Source organism: Chromatiaceae bacterium, from assembly GCA_016714645.1.
In the GTDB taxonomy this organism is placed as follows: Bacteria; Pseudomonadota; Gammaproteobacteria; order Chromatiales; family Chromatiaceae; genus M0108.
This window is the reverse complement of sequence record JADKCI010000002.1, coordinates 325,227-339,905: the sequence shown is the minus strand read 5'-3', so window position 1 is coordinate 339,905 and position 14,679 is coordinate 325,227. Positions and strand designations below refer to the sequence as shown.

Sequence of the window (14,679 nt, the reverse complement as noted above, 5' to 3'; positions counted from 1 at the left end):
ACCCACCTTGGCTACAGACTTTCCGGCAGATTTCAGGGTTTGGCTTAAGGATTTAACCGGGGGGAGGGCCGCGCATCGCGCCCGAAGGCCCGGATGCGGGCCACCAATCGCTGGACATCCGCCTCCTCGGGCTGGTCGCGCCCCATCAGCCAGCCGTGCAGGGTCTGGTCCTGGGCCTCGAGCAGGCGGGAGAAGGTGGCTCGCTGGACGGTATCCAGGGACCTGTAGTCCTCGTCCAGAAACCTCAGCAAAGCAACATCCAGTTCCAACATGCCGCGCCGGCACTGCCAGCGCAGGCGGCGGATTTCCTCGTCCTGAAGGTGATTCGCGTTCATGGTACCGTGCCTGCGGAAGGGTGGGTGCCGAAAATTGTACGCCGGCCCCTGCCCAGTGACGAATCCCAGGGGAAATTCGCCGGGAAGCCGCCAAGGATAACGCGTTTGGGTTAACATGTTGAAAATATGGCCAGGATTTTAGACAGGCCGCCCGCCTCCTGGCCGCAATTATGTCTGCGCCGCTTTTAATTGACGGCTTCGACCCCGATTTTGTCACTCAAAGCGTTTTTACGCTGCCCAACCGACCCAAAGAGATCGATCAAGCCGATGAAATACAAGCCCATTACCATTTTCCTCTGGTTCGCCGCCGGCCTCTGGCTGATGATGCTGATCAACGGCTTCGAGTTTAACCCCGGGCCCAATCCCAGTCGCATCACCTATAGCGAGTTCCTCGCGGACGTCGCGGATGGCGCCGTGACTGAGGTGACCATCCAGGACCAGGATATCCAGGGGACGCGCACGGATGGCAGCTTCTTCGAGACCTACAGCCCCGGCGACCCCGCCTTGATGCGCGATCTCCTGGATAGTAAGGTGACGGTGCGGGCCATGCCGCCGGATCGCCCGGGCCTGCTGGCCCAGATGCTCGCCTCCTGGCTCCCCTTCCTGGTCCTCATCGGCGTCTGGTTCTGGTTCGTCCGCCGGGGGATGGGTGGCGGCGGGGGTGGCGGCGGGGGCGGTCTCTTCAACTTTGGCAAGAGCCGCGCCCGCCAGCACGCAGAGGGTGAGGTCAAGGTCACCTTTGCCGATGTGGCGGGCGTCGAGGAGGCCAAGGAGGAGGTCTCGGAACTGGTGGACTTCCTCCGGGACCCCGGCAAGTTCCAGAAGCTGGGTGGCAAGATCCCCAAGGGCGTGCTGATGGTGGGCCCCCCGGGTACGGGCAAAACCCTCCTTGCCCGCTCCATCGCGGGCGAGGCCAAGGTGCCCTTCTTCAGCGTTTCGGGCTCGGATTTCGTGGAGATGTTCGTGGGTGTCGGCGCATCGCGGGTACGCGACCTCTTCGAGCAGGCCAAGAAGCAGGCCCCCTGCATCGTCTTCGTCGATGAGATAGACGCCGTGGGCCGCCGCCGGGGCGCAGGCCTGGGCGGTGGTCACGACGAGCGCGAGCAAACCCTCAACCAGATGCTGGTGGAAATGGACGGCTTTGCAGGTACCGAGGGCATCATCGTCATCGCCGCCACCAACCGGCCCGACGTGTTGGACCCGGCCCTGTTGCGGCCGGGCCGCTTCGACCGTCAGGTCGTGGTGGGCTTGCCGGACCTGGCCGGACGCGAGGCCATCCTCAAGGTTCACATGCGTAAGGTGCCCATCGCCGACGACGTGGAGGCCCGCACCCTGGCGCGTGGCACCCCGGGATTCTCGGGCGCCGACCTGGCCAATCTGGTGAACGAGGCGGCCCTCTTCTCCGCGCGCACCGGCCTGACCCAAGTCACCATGACCATGTTCGAGAAGGCCAAGGACAAGATCATGATGGGCACCGAGCGCCGCAGCGTCGTGATGTCCGACCACGAGAAGAAGCTGACGGCCTATCACGAGGCCGGTCATTGCATCATCGGCCGCCTGGTGCCGGACCACGACCCGGTGCACAAGGTCAGCATCATCCCCCGTGGCCGAGCCTTAGGCGTCACCCTCTTCCTGCCGGAAAAGGACCGCTACAGCATGACCAAGCGCCAGCTCGAAAGCCAGATCTCCACCCTCTTCGGGGGCCGACTGGCGGAGGAACTCATCTTCGGGCCTGAATCCGTCACGACGGGGGCCTCGAATGACATCGAGCGCGCCACCGAGATCGCCCGCAACATGGTCACCCGTTGGGGCCTGTCCGATGGCTTGGGGCCCCTGGCCTACTCCGATGACGAGGGCGAGGTATTCCTTGGCCGCTCCGTGACCCAGACCAGCAAGATCTCGGCACGAACGGCACGGTCCATCGATCAGGAGATCCGCGCCATCATTGATCGCAACTACCAGCGCAGCAGGGGAATCCTCCTCAGCGAGATGGACAAGCTCCATGCCATGGCCGAGGCCCTGCTGCAATTCGAGACCATCAACCTGTCCCAGATCAACGACATCATGGCGGGCCGACCCGCCCTTGCCCCCGAGGACGAAGACAGCGGTACCAACCCCACCGGTGGCCCCGGGGGGACCGCCAGCGGCGAACGCCCGGCCACCAAGGGTCCCTCCAGTGGTCCTGGCCATGTCGCTGGCCCGGTGGGCGAGCACTGATCCCAGACGGAACCGAGAGGTCGGAAGTTGTTGTCCAGCAAGAAGAAGGAACCCGTGACCCAGGCGGTGCGCCTGTTGCGCGCCGCCGACATTCCCTTCGTGGGCCACCCTTATCCTTACCAGGCCGGGGGTGGCACCGCCCACTCGGCCAGGGAGTTGGGGGTTGACGAGCATCGGGTCATCAAGACGCTGGTCATGGAGGACGAGGCTGGCAACCCCTTGATCATGCTGATGCACGGCGACCGCGAGGTTGCCACCGGCCTCCTCGCCCGGGCCTTGGGGGTCAAGCGCATCCAGCCCTGCGACCCCAAGACCGCCGACCGCCATTCTGGTTACCAGGTGGGCGGCACCTCCCCCTTCGGTACCCGCCACCCCATGCCGGTCCATGCCGAGTCCAGCATCGCCGAACTGCCGCGCATCTATATCAACGGCGGCAAACGGGGCTATCTGATTGAAATCGATCCCAAGCCGGCCCTGGCCCTGCTGAAGGCGAAGCTGGTCCAGGCCGCGGCCTAGCCGGGCGGTAGAACCTGATGCCATTCGGCCGGATTAGGGGCGCACCACCACCGATGGATCGGCCCGCCGGCGGTACCAACCCCCGACCCATCCCCGGAGTGCCATGAGCCAGCTTGCCGCCCTCTCCGTCTTTGTCGGCGCCGGGCTTGGGGCCCTACTGCGCTGGTTCCTGGGTCAGCGTCTGAACCCGGTCTTTCCCAGCGTCCCGCTTGGCACCCTGACCGCCAACCTGCTGGGCGGCTTCCTGGTGGGCTTCCTGCTGATCTGGCTCAACCGCCACCCCGGCCTGCCCCCGGAGATACGTCTCCTGGTGATCACCGGCTTCCTGGGGGGCCTCACGACATTCTCCACCTTCTCCGCCGAGGTAGTGACCCTCCTCTCGCGCGGTGAGTGGTTACTGGGCCTGTCTGCGGCGGCGGCGCATCTGTTCGGCTCCCTGCTCCTGACCGCCCTCGGCATGGGCCTGGCCCATGCCCTCCTCACCCCTCACTGAGACACGACCCATGAACGGCTGTTTTCTCAAATTCTACGTAGCGGAGAATCGCCGCCACCACCACCTGCTGGCCTACGAGTGGCTGCTGGAGGAGGCCCAGCGCCTGGGTCTCCAGGGGGGTTCCGCCTTCCGCGCCCTGGCGGGCTTTGGCCGCCAGGGGCGACTCCATGAAGAACACTTCTTCGAGTTGGCCGGCGACCTGCCGGTAGAGGTCAGCTTCGTCACCACCTCGGAGGAGGCCGACCGTTTTCTGGCCCACCTCAAGGGTCAGGGGCTAAACCTCTTTTATCTGCGGGTCCCGGTGGACTATGGTTTCAGCGACGATACGGCGCCCTGATCGGGACCCATCGGGATATCCAGAACTCGTCCATCTTCGGCATAACAGCAGCAGGGCCGGGTGGCGGTGGGTGGGGGTGTCGACAGCAGGGATGCTGTCGCCAAGCCTACAGGGACCTATTCACGGCGTCCCCCACCCGCCGCCACCCGGCCCTGCAGGCCAGAAAACTCTTTGGTTATCGGTCTATTGCTAACCCTTGGCCAGCGCCAGCTTGACCTGCTGCTCCAACTCGGCCTTGAGGCCAGGTTCCAGACGGAGTTGGCGCGCCAGCTCCTCCAGGTAGGCCCGCTCCAGAAAATGCTCCTCATTGACCACTAGGACGCTGGCGATATAGATCTCCGCCGCCATTTCCGGGGTGGTCGCGGCCCGCGCCACCGCGGCGGGGTCCAGGGGTTTGTTCAGCTCGGTGGCCAGCCACTGTTCAAATTCGGCATTGCCGCCGCCCAGCTTTGTTAGGGCCTCCTTCATCAAGCCCTGTTCGCGTTCATCGACATGACCATCGGCCTTGGCGGCGGTGACCATGGCCAGGAGTATCGCCCGCTGATGTTGCTCCGCCTGGGCCTGGGGCAGACGGTCCAGGGTCTGGGGCTCGGCCTGGGTGGTGCCCGGGGCCTGGTTGGCCTGCCAATTGTTGTAGGCCTTGTAGGCAATCGCCCCCACCGCCGCCATGCCCCCGTAGGTAAGGACATTGCCGACGATCTCTCTCCCGCCTTTATTGCCCAGCAGCAGACTCAGGGCGCTTCCCGCCAGGGCGCCGCCACCGGCGCCGGTGAGGAAGCTACTCAGTGAGGAATTGCCACCCTCCTGGCCCTTATTGAAGAGGCCACCCAGGACGTCCATTACCCCACCACCGCCACCGCTGCCCTGATCCTTGCCGAATAGGCCGCCAAGGCCGTCCAGCGCGCCCCCACCGCTGGCCGGCCCAGCGCCCTGTCCACCGGTCTGCTGCTTGTTGAGCAGATCCTGTCCAGACTTCAACAGTTGATCAAAGAGACCATTTACCATGAGTTTTGCTCCTGAAGAGGTGATGGTTGAAATGTGCCATGAAATACCCTGAGCAACCCCTTAGCCGCTGGCCAAAGGCTTAAGCAGGCCGCTAGGCAATTCGTTAAAGACAGCCCGAGGCTAGCTCAAGTTCCTCCCCCAGATGCCCCTGGCTGGCCAAGCAGCCAGCAAGGGGGTATAAATATCCCCAAGGCCAAGACAAGGAAGTAGTCCACCAGGCCGGCCCTGGCGGGGGTAGGCCGCCACCACCAACCCCCCCGGGATTTGCCGATGACCCAACTCCTGAGCCTCTCCCGATCCGCGCGTCTCGCCGGGGTGACCCGTGCCGAGATCCAGAGACACATACGGCGCGGCGACTTGACCACCTTCGAGGGTGAAATCGCGGTTAGCGACCTGTTACGGGTCTTTCCGCGGGTGAGCCTGGAAAATGACGACGCCCTTGAGCGGGTACAGCGCATCAAGGCCGAGGCCCTGCCGCGTTCCCATGATGCCGACACCATGCTGCCCAGTCCCGGAGGTACTGGTGACCCGCCTCAAGGCCATGAGCAAGGCCCTGGTGGCCAAAGCGACGGCCCTGGATGCCGCCCAGGCCCTCCTCGACGAAGTCGAAACGCGGCTGGCCACCCTGGTCAGCCAAGGCGCGGATCCCCGGGCCCTGGCCCAGGAACTCACCGATTGGCTGGCCCAAGCCCGCCTGGAACTGGCGGCCGGCCCCCAGCCCGACCGCGAAGCCCAGCTCTTTGCCAAGGACACCTTCCTGCGTCTCATGGCCGCCAATATCAAGATCATCCCCAGTGGACGTGACTTTTTCGTCGAGGGCAACGAGAGCATTCTCGATGCCTCGGTACGCGCCGGCCTCAATCTCGCCTACGGCTGCTCCAGCGGCAATTGTGGCGCCTGCAAGGCCCGGGTGGTGAGCGGCGAGGTCTGGAAGATGCGCGACCACGACTACCTCCTCAGTACCCGCGAAAAACAGATGGGCTATATCTTGGCCTGCTCCAACACCGCCGTCACCGACCTGGTGCTGGAGGCGGCGGAGGCCCTGAGTGTCGATGACCTGCCGTGTCAGGAGATCCGCGCCTCGGTGCGCAAAAAGGAGGTGCTGGACCCGGACCTCTTGGGTCTCCAGATCCAGACCCCCCGCACCCACACCCTCCGCTTCATGGCCGGCCAGCGCGCCCTGCTGCGGTTGGAGGATGGCGCCAGCGCCGAACTCCCCATCGCCAGTTGTCCCTGCGATCCTCGCCACCTTCAGTTTCTGGTCCGGCGACGGCCTGGCAACCCCTTTGCCGAGGCCCTCTTCAGCGACCAGGTGCGGCCAGGCCACCTCGTCAACCTGGAGGGCCCCATGGGCCGTTTCGTCCTCGATGAATCCTCCCCGGCGCCGGCGGTCTTCATCGCCTTCGGCGAGGGCATAGCCCCGGTGCGGGGCCTGATCGAGCATGGCGTCTCCATCGATCTGATCGAATCCTTCCATCTCTACTGGCATGCCCCGCCGGGGAGCCCTTCTCCTGCAAAAACCAGTGGCGCTGGTACCGGGCCATGAAGGACGCCCTGGATAACTTTTTCGTGACGCCCATGGTCGATGCCAGCTTGGAGGACATCCTGGCCCTGGTGATCGCCGACCACCCCGATCCGATCAGCCGGCGCTTCTATCTGGCGGGTCCGCGAGCGCGGATCGAACCGCTGGCGGCAGGCTTGCGGGACAGGGGAGTCCCCGATAAGCATCTCTCTCTGGAGTTCCTAGAGGCCTGAGCCTGAGGCCGAGGGTCCAGGCCGCCTTGCCGCCTTGCCGCCCGTCGCGCGCCCCTCCCAGCCAACGGGATCTCCGGCTATCAGGCCCGGCGGGACCCGCTAGCAGGACAGGGTCGCCATCTGGGGTTGCCGCTGGAGTTCCATAAGATCGTCGCGCAGGTCGCGCAATCGCTTGTCCAACCGATCACGCTGGGTTTGATCCAGGCTGGCGGCAAGACGGATGAAGAGTTCGGCGATACCCGCATTCATGGCGCCTCTCGCCTGATCCAGCGCGGGCGGCATATCACGCCAATCCACCAGCCAAGCCGTCAGGAAGGCACTGATGCTGGCCTCTCCCGCCCTGGCTTCCAGCAAGGCGATCAAGTCGCCGCGTTGCCGGCCGCGATAGTCGAGATAGAGCCTCCGGGTCTCGGGCAGGCGGCCCATAGCCTCGGCCACCAGGGCCTCTTGCGCGCTCGCCAGAGGGCCTGTCCAGTCCTCGATGGCATCCACCAGGCGCCGAGTCCGTTGCTTACGCTCGCCCGCGCCGCCGCCTTCGGCCAACTCCGCCAGATCCTCCTCGGCCTCCTCCTTGAACCGCTTGTCCAGACTCTTGATCTGCGCCGGGCTCAGCCCCACCAGCAGGGGCGTCACCAGGGTCACCGCGTAGCGCGCCTGACGCTGGTAGAGGTCGCGGGATGAATCGATCAGACAGGTGATGTTGCGCTCGTCGAAACCGAGCCGGCTTGCCCGCAGAACTTGGTTCGCATAGGCGGCCAAATGGGGTAGTTCCTCGGCGCGATGGCGCGCCAGCTCCCGGGTGAGCAAGGGCTCCCAGCTCGCGACCTGTAGCGGCTCCAGGTCCAGGTAATCCTTGGCGTAGGCCTTCATGAAAAAATCGGCCCGGTTGTAGGCGATAGTTAGCGCGCTGCAACCCACCAGGGTCAGCACGGCCACCAGCAGCACCAAGGCCAAGCGGGTCGCAAATGGCGACAATGGCAGGATGTAATTCAACAGTTTTTGATGGGATTCTTGCTAAAATAAAGTTAGTGTATTAGTATTTACTTATCTACACACCACTGGAGATTGACATGCTCAACTGTCAAGGTTTGCGCCTCGCCGTCCTCCTCTCCGCCTTCCTGCTCCTCGCCAGTCTGACGCTGGAGTTCGCCGCGCGACTGTTCAGCTTCCCCGCCCCTATCATGGGTCTGGCCCTCTTCTCGGGGTTAGCCGCCGTTGCCGTCCTGGCGATCACCCTGATCATCGCCCTCCTGCCCGGCAGCGACCAGCGCCTGTCCTCATGCCGTAAGTGAGGACAGGCGGGCTCACGACAGCTTTATTATCGAGAATGGGACGGTCCGGCCTGACCGGATCATCCCGAGGCTAATCCCCCGCCGGCTATTCCGCCAGCAGCCGTTCTGCCGTGCCCGGCAGCAGTCCAAATTCCTCCTCTATCATCTGGTTCCATGCCTCGCGTTTAAAGGTCTCCTGGCTGGGGACATGCCGATGGACCAGATTTTCATGACAGTCGATGCAGCTTTTACCTTGGGTCTCCTCGCGATGGATAGCCGCCGTATCGGCGCGCTTGCCCTGGATGGCCTCCAGGACATGGCAACGCTGACAGGTGGCCGAGTTGGTATCCCGGAACCATTGGCGCGTCACAAAGGCGGCCTCGGGCAGATGCAGGGCATTGACGACCGGATCATCATAATCGGCGCCAAAGAGCTGCTTCCACAGGTCCTTGCCGCCCTTGATGTGGTCCCAGGTAGCGGCGAACACCCCCGCCGAGACATGACAATCCCCACACCCGGCCCGTACCCCGGAGACCGGATTGTAGTGGACCGACTTCTGGTATTCCTCCTCGACGTAAGTCATGGAATGACAGGAGGTGCAAAATTCATTGGTGCTGGAGTAGTGGTCGAACTCCAGCAAAAACACCATGAACAGCATCCCGGCCAGACCGCCCAGGATCAGGGCGATGAAGATGGGGCGGCTGATGGGGATCGCGGCGAGGAACCTAGCCATCATCGCCTGCCTCGCGCTGGCCAAGGCCCAGGATGGGGTTGACCTGGTCGGGATGGGCCAGCCAGCCATGACCCGCCTCGTCCGTCAGATGCCGGTTGATGATGGCCTGGGCCTCGGCCCCCGCCTCTTCCCGGACCTGGGGCAGGAAGCGGCCATAGAAGTTACGGCCAACCAGATACATGCCTTCCCACCAGGCATGATTGGGGCTGGCCATGGAGGCGCCATGCCGAGCACGGGCGCCCTCGTCGTGCCAGAGTTCCCAGTAAGTGAACTCCAGGGGCTCGTCAAAGGCGAGCGGGGTCAGATAGCCACCCTGGTAGAGGTCAGCCATGATGGCCTTGGCCGGCTCGGCGAACTTGGTATTGAACAATTCCACGACATTGTCGAACTGCTTCATGAAACCCTGGGTGAGGGCCTTGCTATGGCATTCCAGGCACACCATGCTCATGACCTCGCGCCGGCGCTCGGGCGTCACCACTGCTTTCACCTTGGCAAGGCTGCCGTCCAGCTTAGGGATTTCCTCACCCCGCTTGGGCACGGGTGCCCCCGCGGGGATCTCCAGCTTACCCCCATCCTCTAGCAGCACCAGATACTGGCGGTGGGACACGGGCGAATTAAGGGCCCAGGCATTACGCATGCCCACGTCGTGGGTCGAAGGCAACTTGCCGGCCGCCCCCATGTGGCAGGTGGCGCAGGTGGGCGCCGCCGTGTAGTCCTTGCCAGCGACCCACTCGGGTGCATCCAGGTTCATGCGCTGCCGCTGGGACGCGAAGATCATGCCATGCTTGGAGGCCGCGAAAATCTCCGCGTCGGGCGAGTCCGGCCCGGAATGGCAGCGCGCGCAGGCCTCCGGTTCCCGGGCCTGGGCCTTGGAGAAGAGGTGCCGGCCATGACAGGCCGAGCAGGAGCCCTTGGAGCCATCCGGGTTGATACGGCCAATGCCGGAATTGGGCCAGGTGTCCGGGTCAAGGGTGCCATCCCCCTTCACCTTTACCCGGGAACCGTGACACTGGTCGCAGCCGGCGGCCTGCACCGCCATTCCGGTCAAGTTTTCGGCCAGGGCCGGGATGCGGTCCTTGATGAGGCTGTAGGCCTCGGCATGGACCGAACCCTGCTGGTCCCGGAACTCGGCCTCGTGACAGCGCGCGCAATCCCGGGGCGACACGATGGTGGCGATGAACTGACCCTCGTGCTTGATGGCGTCCGGGTCCGCCACCTCGGCTTGATGACAGTCCATGCAATTGACCCCAGCCTTGGCATGCGCGCTCTCCCGCCACTCCTGGGCCAACCCCGCCGAGGACTTGGTGTGGCAGTTCACGCATTCCTCGCCCACCGGATTGCCCCAGTGACTGGGGTCCAGGGGCACCTTGGCCGCCATCAGGGGCCCCGCACACCAGAATAAACCGAGCGCGGCACCGATCCGGGCAGCGGCCATCAAACCGATAGGGATGTCGGGCATCCGTGATTCCTCCTCTCGTGAAACAGCCTGGGGCTTGTTATTGTTCTGGGTTAACGCCGACTTATGCGTTACCAGGACCGCGCCAGACTCCCGCCGGCGGGGCGTTATCAGGGAGGAATTATGCTGCGGCTAGGCTAAATCAGCAAATATATTAGTATTTTAAATTTTGATTATATTAGCAAACACAATAGCTTATAAAACTACTTGGTTGACGGGAGAGCCATGGGCGACAACTATAGTCTCCAGGCCGGCAATGACCGCCCCTAACACCCTAAAGAGGCACGAGGAGACACACGACCATGCCCAGTCCCACCTTCCTGATCAAGCCCGCCCTCCTGGCGGCGCTTTTTGGTCTCGGCGCCAGCGGCGCCTGGGCCAGTGAACCCATCCAGCAGGTCTCCGCCGAGGTCTGCAAAAACTGCCACCAGGAGATTTATAAGCAGTGGAGCGGGTCCATGCACGCCCAGTCCTCCGCCATGAAAGACCCGATCCACGCGGCCTTTTACAACTCGGAGGTCGGCTCCCCGACGGAAGAAGGCCAGGTCGCCAAGGCCAATAAGCAATACCCGGCCTGTCTCGCCTGCCACGCACCCAACGCCGCCCGTGACAAGACCACCAAGCTGGACGCCAAGCCGGCCTATGCCGAGGGCGTCAATTGCGTGGCCTGTCATACCCTGGCCAGCTACAAGGGCATTAACGACGAGGGCGGCAAACTGCGCCTGGGCATCAACGCCTATGTGCTTTCCGACAAGATTCAGGCCCCCACCGGCCTCAATCAGGGCCTGCAAAAACTCACCAAGGGTGACGACCCCTTCGGCGGCGCGGGTGCCAGCGGCGAGCAGAAGCCCAATCCCCACTTGGGCGAACCCGTGGAGTTCGAGGGCAAGACGATTCCCGGCTTGCCCATGGAGGGTAACCCCAAACTGATGCGCACCAATGACGCCTGCATGGGCTGTCATGACAAGCGCAACAACCCCCATGGCGTGGCCCTCTGCGGTACGGGCGACGAATATGTTCAGTCCCGGACTCAGGTGAACTGCATTTCCTGCCACATGCCTATCGCGGGCGGCCTGGCGGATCACAGCATCGGCGGCGGCCATGACCAGCCCATGCTGGAACGCGCCGTCCTCTTCGACCTCGGCGTCGAACCCAAGAAGGATGGCAAACTCGCCATCAGCGCCAGCCTGACCAACCAGCAACCCCATGTACTCCCCACGGGGGCGCCCTTCCGCAACATGTACCTCAAGGTCACCGCCTACGACGCCAAGGGGCAGGTCGTCTGGCGGAATGCCGAGGGTCACCCCAGCGAAGGCGATCCTGAAGCCTACTTCTTCCTGACCCTGGTCAATGACGAAGGCAAGCCGGTACCGCCCCCCGAGGCCAAGAAGGCCGGCGCGGACTCCCGTCTCAAGCCCCACGAGACCCGCGTCCTGAGCTACGATATCCCCGCCAAGGACGTCGCCCTGGTCCGTGGCGAGCTTTACTACAGCCTGCTGTGGCCATCCCTGGTCAAGAAGTTCGCCCACCTGCCGGATGACCTCAAGACCCCGGTCTTGATTGCCGAGTCCGAGAAGATGATCGCGAAGCCCTGATTACAGCGGTTCGGCCACCGGGCCGACACAGGCATCGGGGTACGCCCCGATGCCTTTTTTATGGTTGCCTATTTTAATCAGCCCCTTTATCGCTCCAGGCCATGACTCACTCCGACGCGCACACACCCAAGACCGGTCTTAACAACCTGATAACGGACGTACCCGGCATCGAGGTTGGCCATTACGCCGCCCATCACACCGGGACGACGGTCATCCTCGCGCGGGGCGGCGCGGTTGGCGGTGTCGATGTACGCGGCTCCGCCCCCGGCACCCGAGAAACCGACCTTCTCGATCCGGTCAATCTGGTGGATCGGGTCAACGCCATCGTCCTCTCCGGCGGCAGCGCCTTCGGTCTGGCCGCGGCGGATGGGGTCATGAGCTGGCTGGAGGCTCGGGGGCTGGGCTGGCCCATGGGCGACGGCCAGGTCGTTCCCATCGTCCCGGCGGCGGTCCTTTTCGACCCTGGCCGCTTTGGCCGGGACTTCCGGGACAGGCCCACGGCGGAGTTTGGCCGCCAGGCCTGCGAGAACCTGACGGCCGGCGTCTTCCCCCTGGGTAACGTCGGCGCGGGCGCGGGCACCATCGCGGGGGGCCTCAAGGGCGGCCTGGGGTCCGCCAGTATCGATCTGGGCCAGGGCGTCATCGTCGGCGCTCTCGTCGCCGTCAATCCCTTCGGTAGTGTCGTCAACCCCATCACGGGTGAACTGTTCGGGGCCTATCTGGGCATCGGCGACGAATTCGGGTCCCTGCCCTGCCCCAGTGTCCACCCCGGCGCGGAAACCCAGACTCCCCAGCCCATCCGCAACACCACCATCGGCGTGGTGGCCACCAATCTGGAGCTGACCAAGGCCCAGGCCACTAAACTCGCCCAGATGGCCCAGGACGGCCTGGCCCGGGCCATCAGCCCCGCCCACACCCTGTTCGACGGCGACACGATTTTCTCCCTGGCCACCGGCCAGATCTCCCTCGCGGCCCTCCAGGAAGACGCCGCCTGGGGCTCCGTCCCCGCCGGCCTCATCCGGGCCGGCGCCGCGGCGGCCGATACCCTCACCCGCGCCATCGTCCACGCCATCCTCCAGGCCGAAACGGTTGGAGACACCCTGTCCTACCGGGATCGGTACCTGCCGCGCAACGGCTAAGCCCATCCCCCTGGCGGGTAACCCGGAGAATCCTCCGGGACTTCAAGAGCGTCGAACGTGTAAACTTCCGCCAAGCCATTCAGGAACCCCATCATGCTTAACCTCGGTATCGAAACCGTCTGCCATATCATCGCCCGGGCTCGGGAATTTCAAGCCAAGGAGCAGGTCGTCATCCCCGACTCACCCGCGGGTTCCAGCGACGATTGGGCCATGCAGATCCTGGCGGATCACCACGAAGACCTGACCGTCCAGGAGGTCGAGGCCGCGGTGGCGGACCTGGACCCGGACCTGCAGGCGGAACTCATCGCCCTCATGTGGTTGGGCCGCGGTGATTACGCGATCGAGGAATGGGATAGCGCCCTCGCCGATGCTCAGGACGATTACGAAGAGCATGACAATACCGCCCACTACCTGCTCTCTCACCCCATGGTCGCTGACCATCTGGAGGAAGGACTGGTCATCCACGGCTATTCCTGCGAGGAATGACGGGGTCGCGCGTCGCCTTTAAGTGCCATCCCATCACGAGGTGCTTGCATTTCCGCTCCGCTATGGCCATCCTTATAGCCAATAACAAAAGCCTGTGGCGCCCTTGATGATTCTGCCCCATCTAAGATAGCGGCAGCCCAGGTGCCGATACTTCAGGCTACTGGCACCCCCAGTCCAACTCCTTTTTATTCGTCCCGCATGGGCACCCAAGCCCCATGGGTCATCGGCGTTTATGCGTCAACCCGTCCCAACCACTCAAACGTGTCCTACCGGTCCCCGGATCGGCCATCCTGGAGTCTTTCCTGCCATAGATGAATCCTATAAGTCCTAGCCGTCCCGCCATCCATATCAGCGGAGACACCCTCGCCCTCGATCCCCAGATCCGCAATTACATCACCGCCGAGGCGGAACGCCTCCAGCAACGCTACCCCACGACCCCGGTGGCGCTACGCATCGGTATCAGTGAGGAATTCGATCCCGCCCGAGGTCATCGCGTCCGTTGCGAATTGGCCGCCGACCTCCCCGGGCGGCGGCAATTGATGGTGCGCGAGGCCCAGAAGGAGGCCTTGGCGGCGGTTTCCGGGGTCTTTGCCGGCGCCCGCAAACAACTTCGCCGGCTCGCCTGCCGGACCATGGGACCGACAGCCCCCGCCGGCGGGGAGATGCAACCGGTTGGGACTTGAAAACCATGAATGATGAAGCCGGCAAATTGCTGCCAACCGAGATCAATCTGCATGCTAAATCACGACTGCTGAGCATCGTTTTCAGTGATGGCGCCCGCTTTGAACTGCCTTGCGAATACCTGCGGGTCTTCTCCAAGGCCGCCGGGCCGGATACGCTGGTCACCGGCAAAGAGGCCGTCAATATCGAGCGCATCGACCCTCAGGGGCAGTACGCCATCCGCATCCTCTTCGATGACGGCCACGACACCGGTATCTATTCCTGGGACACCCTCTACGCCCTCGGCACCCACCAAGCAGCCAACTGGGCCGATTACCTGCATCGCCTGGAGCAGGCGGGCTACCAGCGCCAAGAGCCGGGCGGAGGCGAAAAGCGCGCGCGGCTGCTGTACTTCTCCTGGCTGGCCAGGAAAATGCGCAAGGAGTCCGAGGATGCGACCCTGCCCGCCAGCGTCACGGACGTGAACAGCCTCCTGATCTGGCTGGGCAAGCGCCGCAAGGGCGCTACCCCTATCTTTAATATGGAGCGGCTGCGGGTGACCGTTAACCGTCAGTTTGCCGAGGGCTTCACCAAGCTGGAGGACGGCGACGAGATTGGTCTGGTGCCCAATTCACCGACCCCACCAGCGACGCCCGATCTGATCTGATCCGCAGGCCGCCC

Annotated in this window: 15 protein-coding genes and 1 pseudogene; 11 read left to right on the top strand and 5 right to left on the bottom strand. The window is 64.0% G+C overall.

What is annotated here, in order from left to right; genetic code table 11:
* Positions 1-44: 44 nt before the first annotated feature.
* Positions 45-335: a succinate dehydrogenase assembly factor 2 gene (locus tag IPN92_08595; GenBank protein ID MBK8638333.1), complete on the bottom strand. Its 291-nt coding sequence runs from the start codon at positions 333-335 to the stop codon at positions 45-47.
* Between the two features lie 267 nt (positions 336-602).
* Here IPN92_08595 and ftsH point away from each other — a divergent pair, with 267 nt between their 5' ends.
* The 4 genes from ftsH (at position 603) to IPN92_08575 (ending at position 3,898) form a co-directional block, all read left to right on the top strand.
* Positions 603-2,552, top strand: coding sequence for an ATP-dependent zinc metalloprotease FtsH (gene ftsH, locus IPN92_08590; GenBank protein MBK8638332.1), 1,950 nt, complete (start codon positions 603-605; stop codon positions 2,550-2,552).
* A gap of 30 nt (positions 2,553-2,582) precedes the next feature.
* On the top strand, positions 2,583-3,068 hold the full coding sequence (locus tag IPN92_08585) for an aminoacyl-tRNA deacylase (protein ID MBK8638331.1): 486 nt from the start codon (positions 2,583-2,585) through the stop codon (positions 3,066-3,068).
* A gap of 103 nt (positions 3,069-3,171) precedes the next feature.
* Positions 3,172-3,561, top strand: a complete 390-nt coding sequence (gene crcB / locus IPN92_08580) for a fluoride efflux transporter CrcB (GenBank protein MBK8638330.1) — start codon at positions 3,172-3,174, stop codon at positions 3,559-3,561.
* 10 nt (positions 3,562-3,571) lie between these two features.
* The gene (locus tag IPN92_08575; GenBank protein ID MBK8638329.1) at positions 3,572-3,898 is read left to right on the top strand and encodes a DUF190 domain-containing protein; all 327 of its coding nucleotides are present in this window, start codon (positions 3,572-3,574) and stop codon (positions 3,896-3,898) included.
* Positions 3,899-4,087: 189 nt separating this feature from the next.
* Here IPN92_08575 and IPN92_08570 read toward each other — a convergent pair whose 3' ends face one another.
* Positions 4,088-4,903: a tellurite resistance TerB family protein gene (locus IPN92_08570; protein ID MBK8638328.1), complete on the bottom strand. Its 816-nt coding sequence runs from the start codon at positions 4,901-4,903 to the stop codon at positions 4,088-4,090.
* A 270-nt stretch (positions 4,904-5,173) separates the two neighbouring features.
* On the opposite strand from IPN92_08570, the pseudogene IPN92_08565 reads away from it, so the two are divergent.
* Positions 5,174-6,658 (top strand): annotated as a pseudogene (locus tag IPN92_08565) (2Fe-2S iron-sulfur cluster binding domain-containing protein).
* A gap of 99 nt (positions 6,659-6,757) precedes the next feature.
* Here the strand turns inward: IPN92_08565 and IPN92_08560 are convergent.
* A complete protein-coding gene (locus tag IPN92_08560; GenBank protein ID MBK8638327.1) occupies positions 6,758-7,633 on the bottom strand; it encodes a hypothetical protein in 876 nt (291 codons plus the stop codon).
* Between the two features lie 95 nt (positions 7,634-7,728).
* Between IPN92_08560 and IPN92_08555 the strand changes: the two genes are divergently transcribed.
* Complete coding sequence (locus IPN92_08555) at positions 7,729-7,950, top strand: hypothetical protein (GenBank protein ID MBK8638326.1); 222 nt, start codon at positions 7,729-7,731, stop codon at positions 7,948-7,950.
* An 85-nt stretch (positions 7,951-8,035) separates the two neighbouring features.
* Here the strand turns inward: IPN92_08555 and IPN92_08550 are convergent, their stop codons facing one another.
* Together IPN92_08550 and IPN92_08545 are read right to left on the bottom strand one after the other, a co-directional pair.
* The gene (locus IPN92_08550; GenBank protein MBK8638325.1) at positions 8,036-8,662 is read right to left on the bottom strand and encodes a NapC/NirT family cytochrome c; all 627 of its coding nucleotides are present in this window, start codon (positions 8,660-8,662) and stop codon (positions 8,036-8,038) included.
* Entirely contained in the window at positions 8,655-10,121 is a 1,467-nt protein-coding gene (locus IPN92_08545) for a hypothetical protein (GenBank protein MBK8638324.1), read from the bottom strand. Before IPN92_08545 ends, IPN92_08550 begins: the two co-directional genes overlap by 8 nt.
* Before the next feature lie 299 nt (positions 10,122-10,420).
* On the opposite strand from IPN92_08545, the gene IPN92_08540 reads away from it, so the two are divergent.
* The 5 genes from IPN92_08540 to IPN92_08520 all read left to right on the top strand — a co-directional run bounded on the left by IPN92_08540 (position 10,421) and on the right by IPN92_08520 (position 14,665).
* Positions 10,421-11,713, top strand: a complete 1,293-nt coding sequence (locus IPN92_08540) for a cytochrome c family protein (protein MBK8638323.1) — start codon at positions 10,421-10,423, stop codon at positions 11,711-11,713.
* Between the two features lie 101 nt (positions 11,714-11,814).
* Positions 11,815-12,852 carry a P1 family peptidase gene (locus IPN92_08535; GenBank protein MBK8638322.1) on the top strand — a complete coding sequence of 346 codons (1,038 nt, stop codon included), beginning with the start codon at positions 11,815-11,817 and terminating at the stop codon, positions 12,850-12,852.
* Positions 12,853-12,945: 93 nt separating this feature from the next.
* Positions 12,946-13,338, top strand: a complete 393-nt coding sequence (locus tag IPN92_08530; protein ID MBK8638321.1) for a DUF3775 domain-containing protein — start codon at positions 12,946-12,948, stop codon at positions 13,336-13,338.
* A 311-nt stretch (positions 13,339-13,649) separates the two neighbouring features.
* Positions 13,650-14,021, top strand: coding sequence for an HPF/RaiA family ribosome-associated protein (locus tag IPN92_08525; GenBank protein ID MBK8638320.1), 372 nt, complete (start codon positions 13,650-13,652; stop codon positions 14,019-14,021).
* 5 nt (positions 14,022-14,026) lie between these two features.
* Positions 14,027-14,665, top strand: a complete 639-nt coding sequence (locus IPN92_08520) for a DUF971 domain-containing protein (protein ID MBK8638319.1) — start codon at positions 14,027-14,029, stop codon at positions 14,663-14,665.
* Positions 14,666-14,679: the final 14 nt, after the last annotated feature.

Coding starts and splice junctions, on each gene's coding strand:
- IPN92_08595 (MBK8638333.1), bottom strand. CDS start 335: ATGAACGCGAATCACCTTCAGGACGAGGAAATCCGCCGCCTGCGCTGG.
- ftsH (MBK8638332.1), top strand. CDS start 603: ATGAAATACAAGCCCATTACCATTTTCCTCTGGTTCGCCGCCGGCCTC.
- crcB (MBK8638330.1), top strand. CDS start 3,172: ATGAGCCAGCTTGCCGCCCTCTCCGTCTTTGTCGGCGCCGGGCTTGGG.
- IPN92_08575 (MBK8638329.1), top strand. CDS start 3,572: ATGAACGGCTGTTTTCTCAAATTCTACGTAGCGGAGAATCGCCGCCAC.
- IPN92_08570 (MBK8638328.1), bottom strand. CDS start 4,903: ATGGTAAATGGTCTCTTTGATCAACTGTTGAAGTCTGGACAGGATCTG.
- IPN92_08555 (MBK8638326.1), top strand. CDS start 7,729: ATGCTCAACTGTCAAGGTTTGCGCCTCGCCGTCCTCCTCTCCGCCTTC.
- IPN92_08550 (MBK8638325.1), bottom strand. CDS start 8,662: ATGGCTAGGTTCCTCGCCGCGATCCCCATCAGCCGCCCCATCTTCATC.
- IPN92_08545 (MBK8638324.1), bottom strand. CDS start 10,121: ATGCCCGACATCCCTATCGGTTTGATGGCCGCTGCCCGGATCGGTGCC.
- IPN92_08540 (MBK8638323.1), top strand. CDS start 10,421: ATGCCCAGTCCCACCTTCCTGATCAAGCCCGCCCTCCTGGCGGCGCTT.
- IPN92_08535 (MBK8638322.1), top strand. CDS start 11,815: ATGACTCACTCCGACGCGCACACACCCAAGACCGGTCTTAACAACCTG.
- IPN92_08530 (MBK8638321.1), top strand. CDS start 12,946: ATGCTTAACCTCGGTATCGAAACCGTCTGCCATATCATCGCCCGGGCT.
- IPN92_08525 (MBK8638320.1), top strand. CDS start 13,650: ATGAATCCTATAAGTCCTAGCCGTCCCGCCATCCATATCAGCGGAGAC.
- IPN92_08520 (MBK8638319.1), top strand. CDS start 14,027: ATGAATGATGAAGCCGGCAAATTGCTGCCAACCGAGATCAATCTGCAT.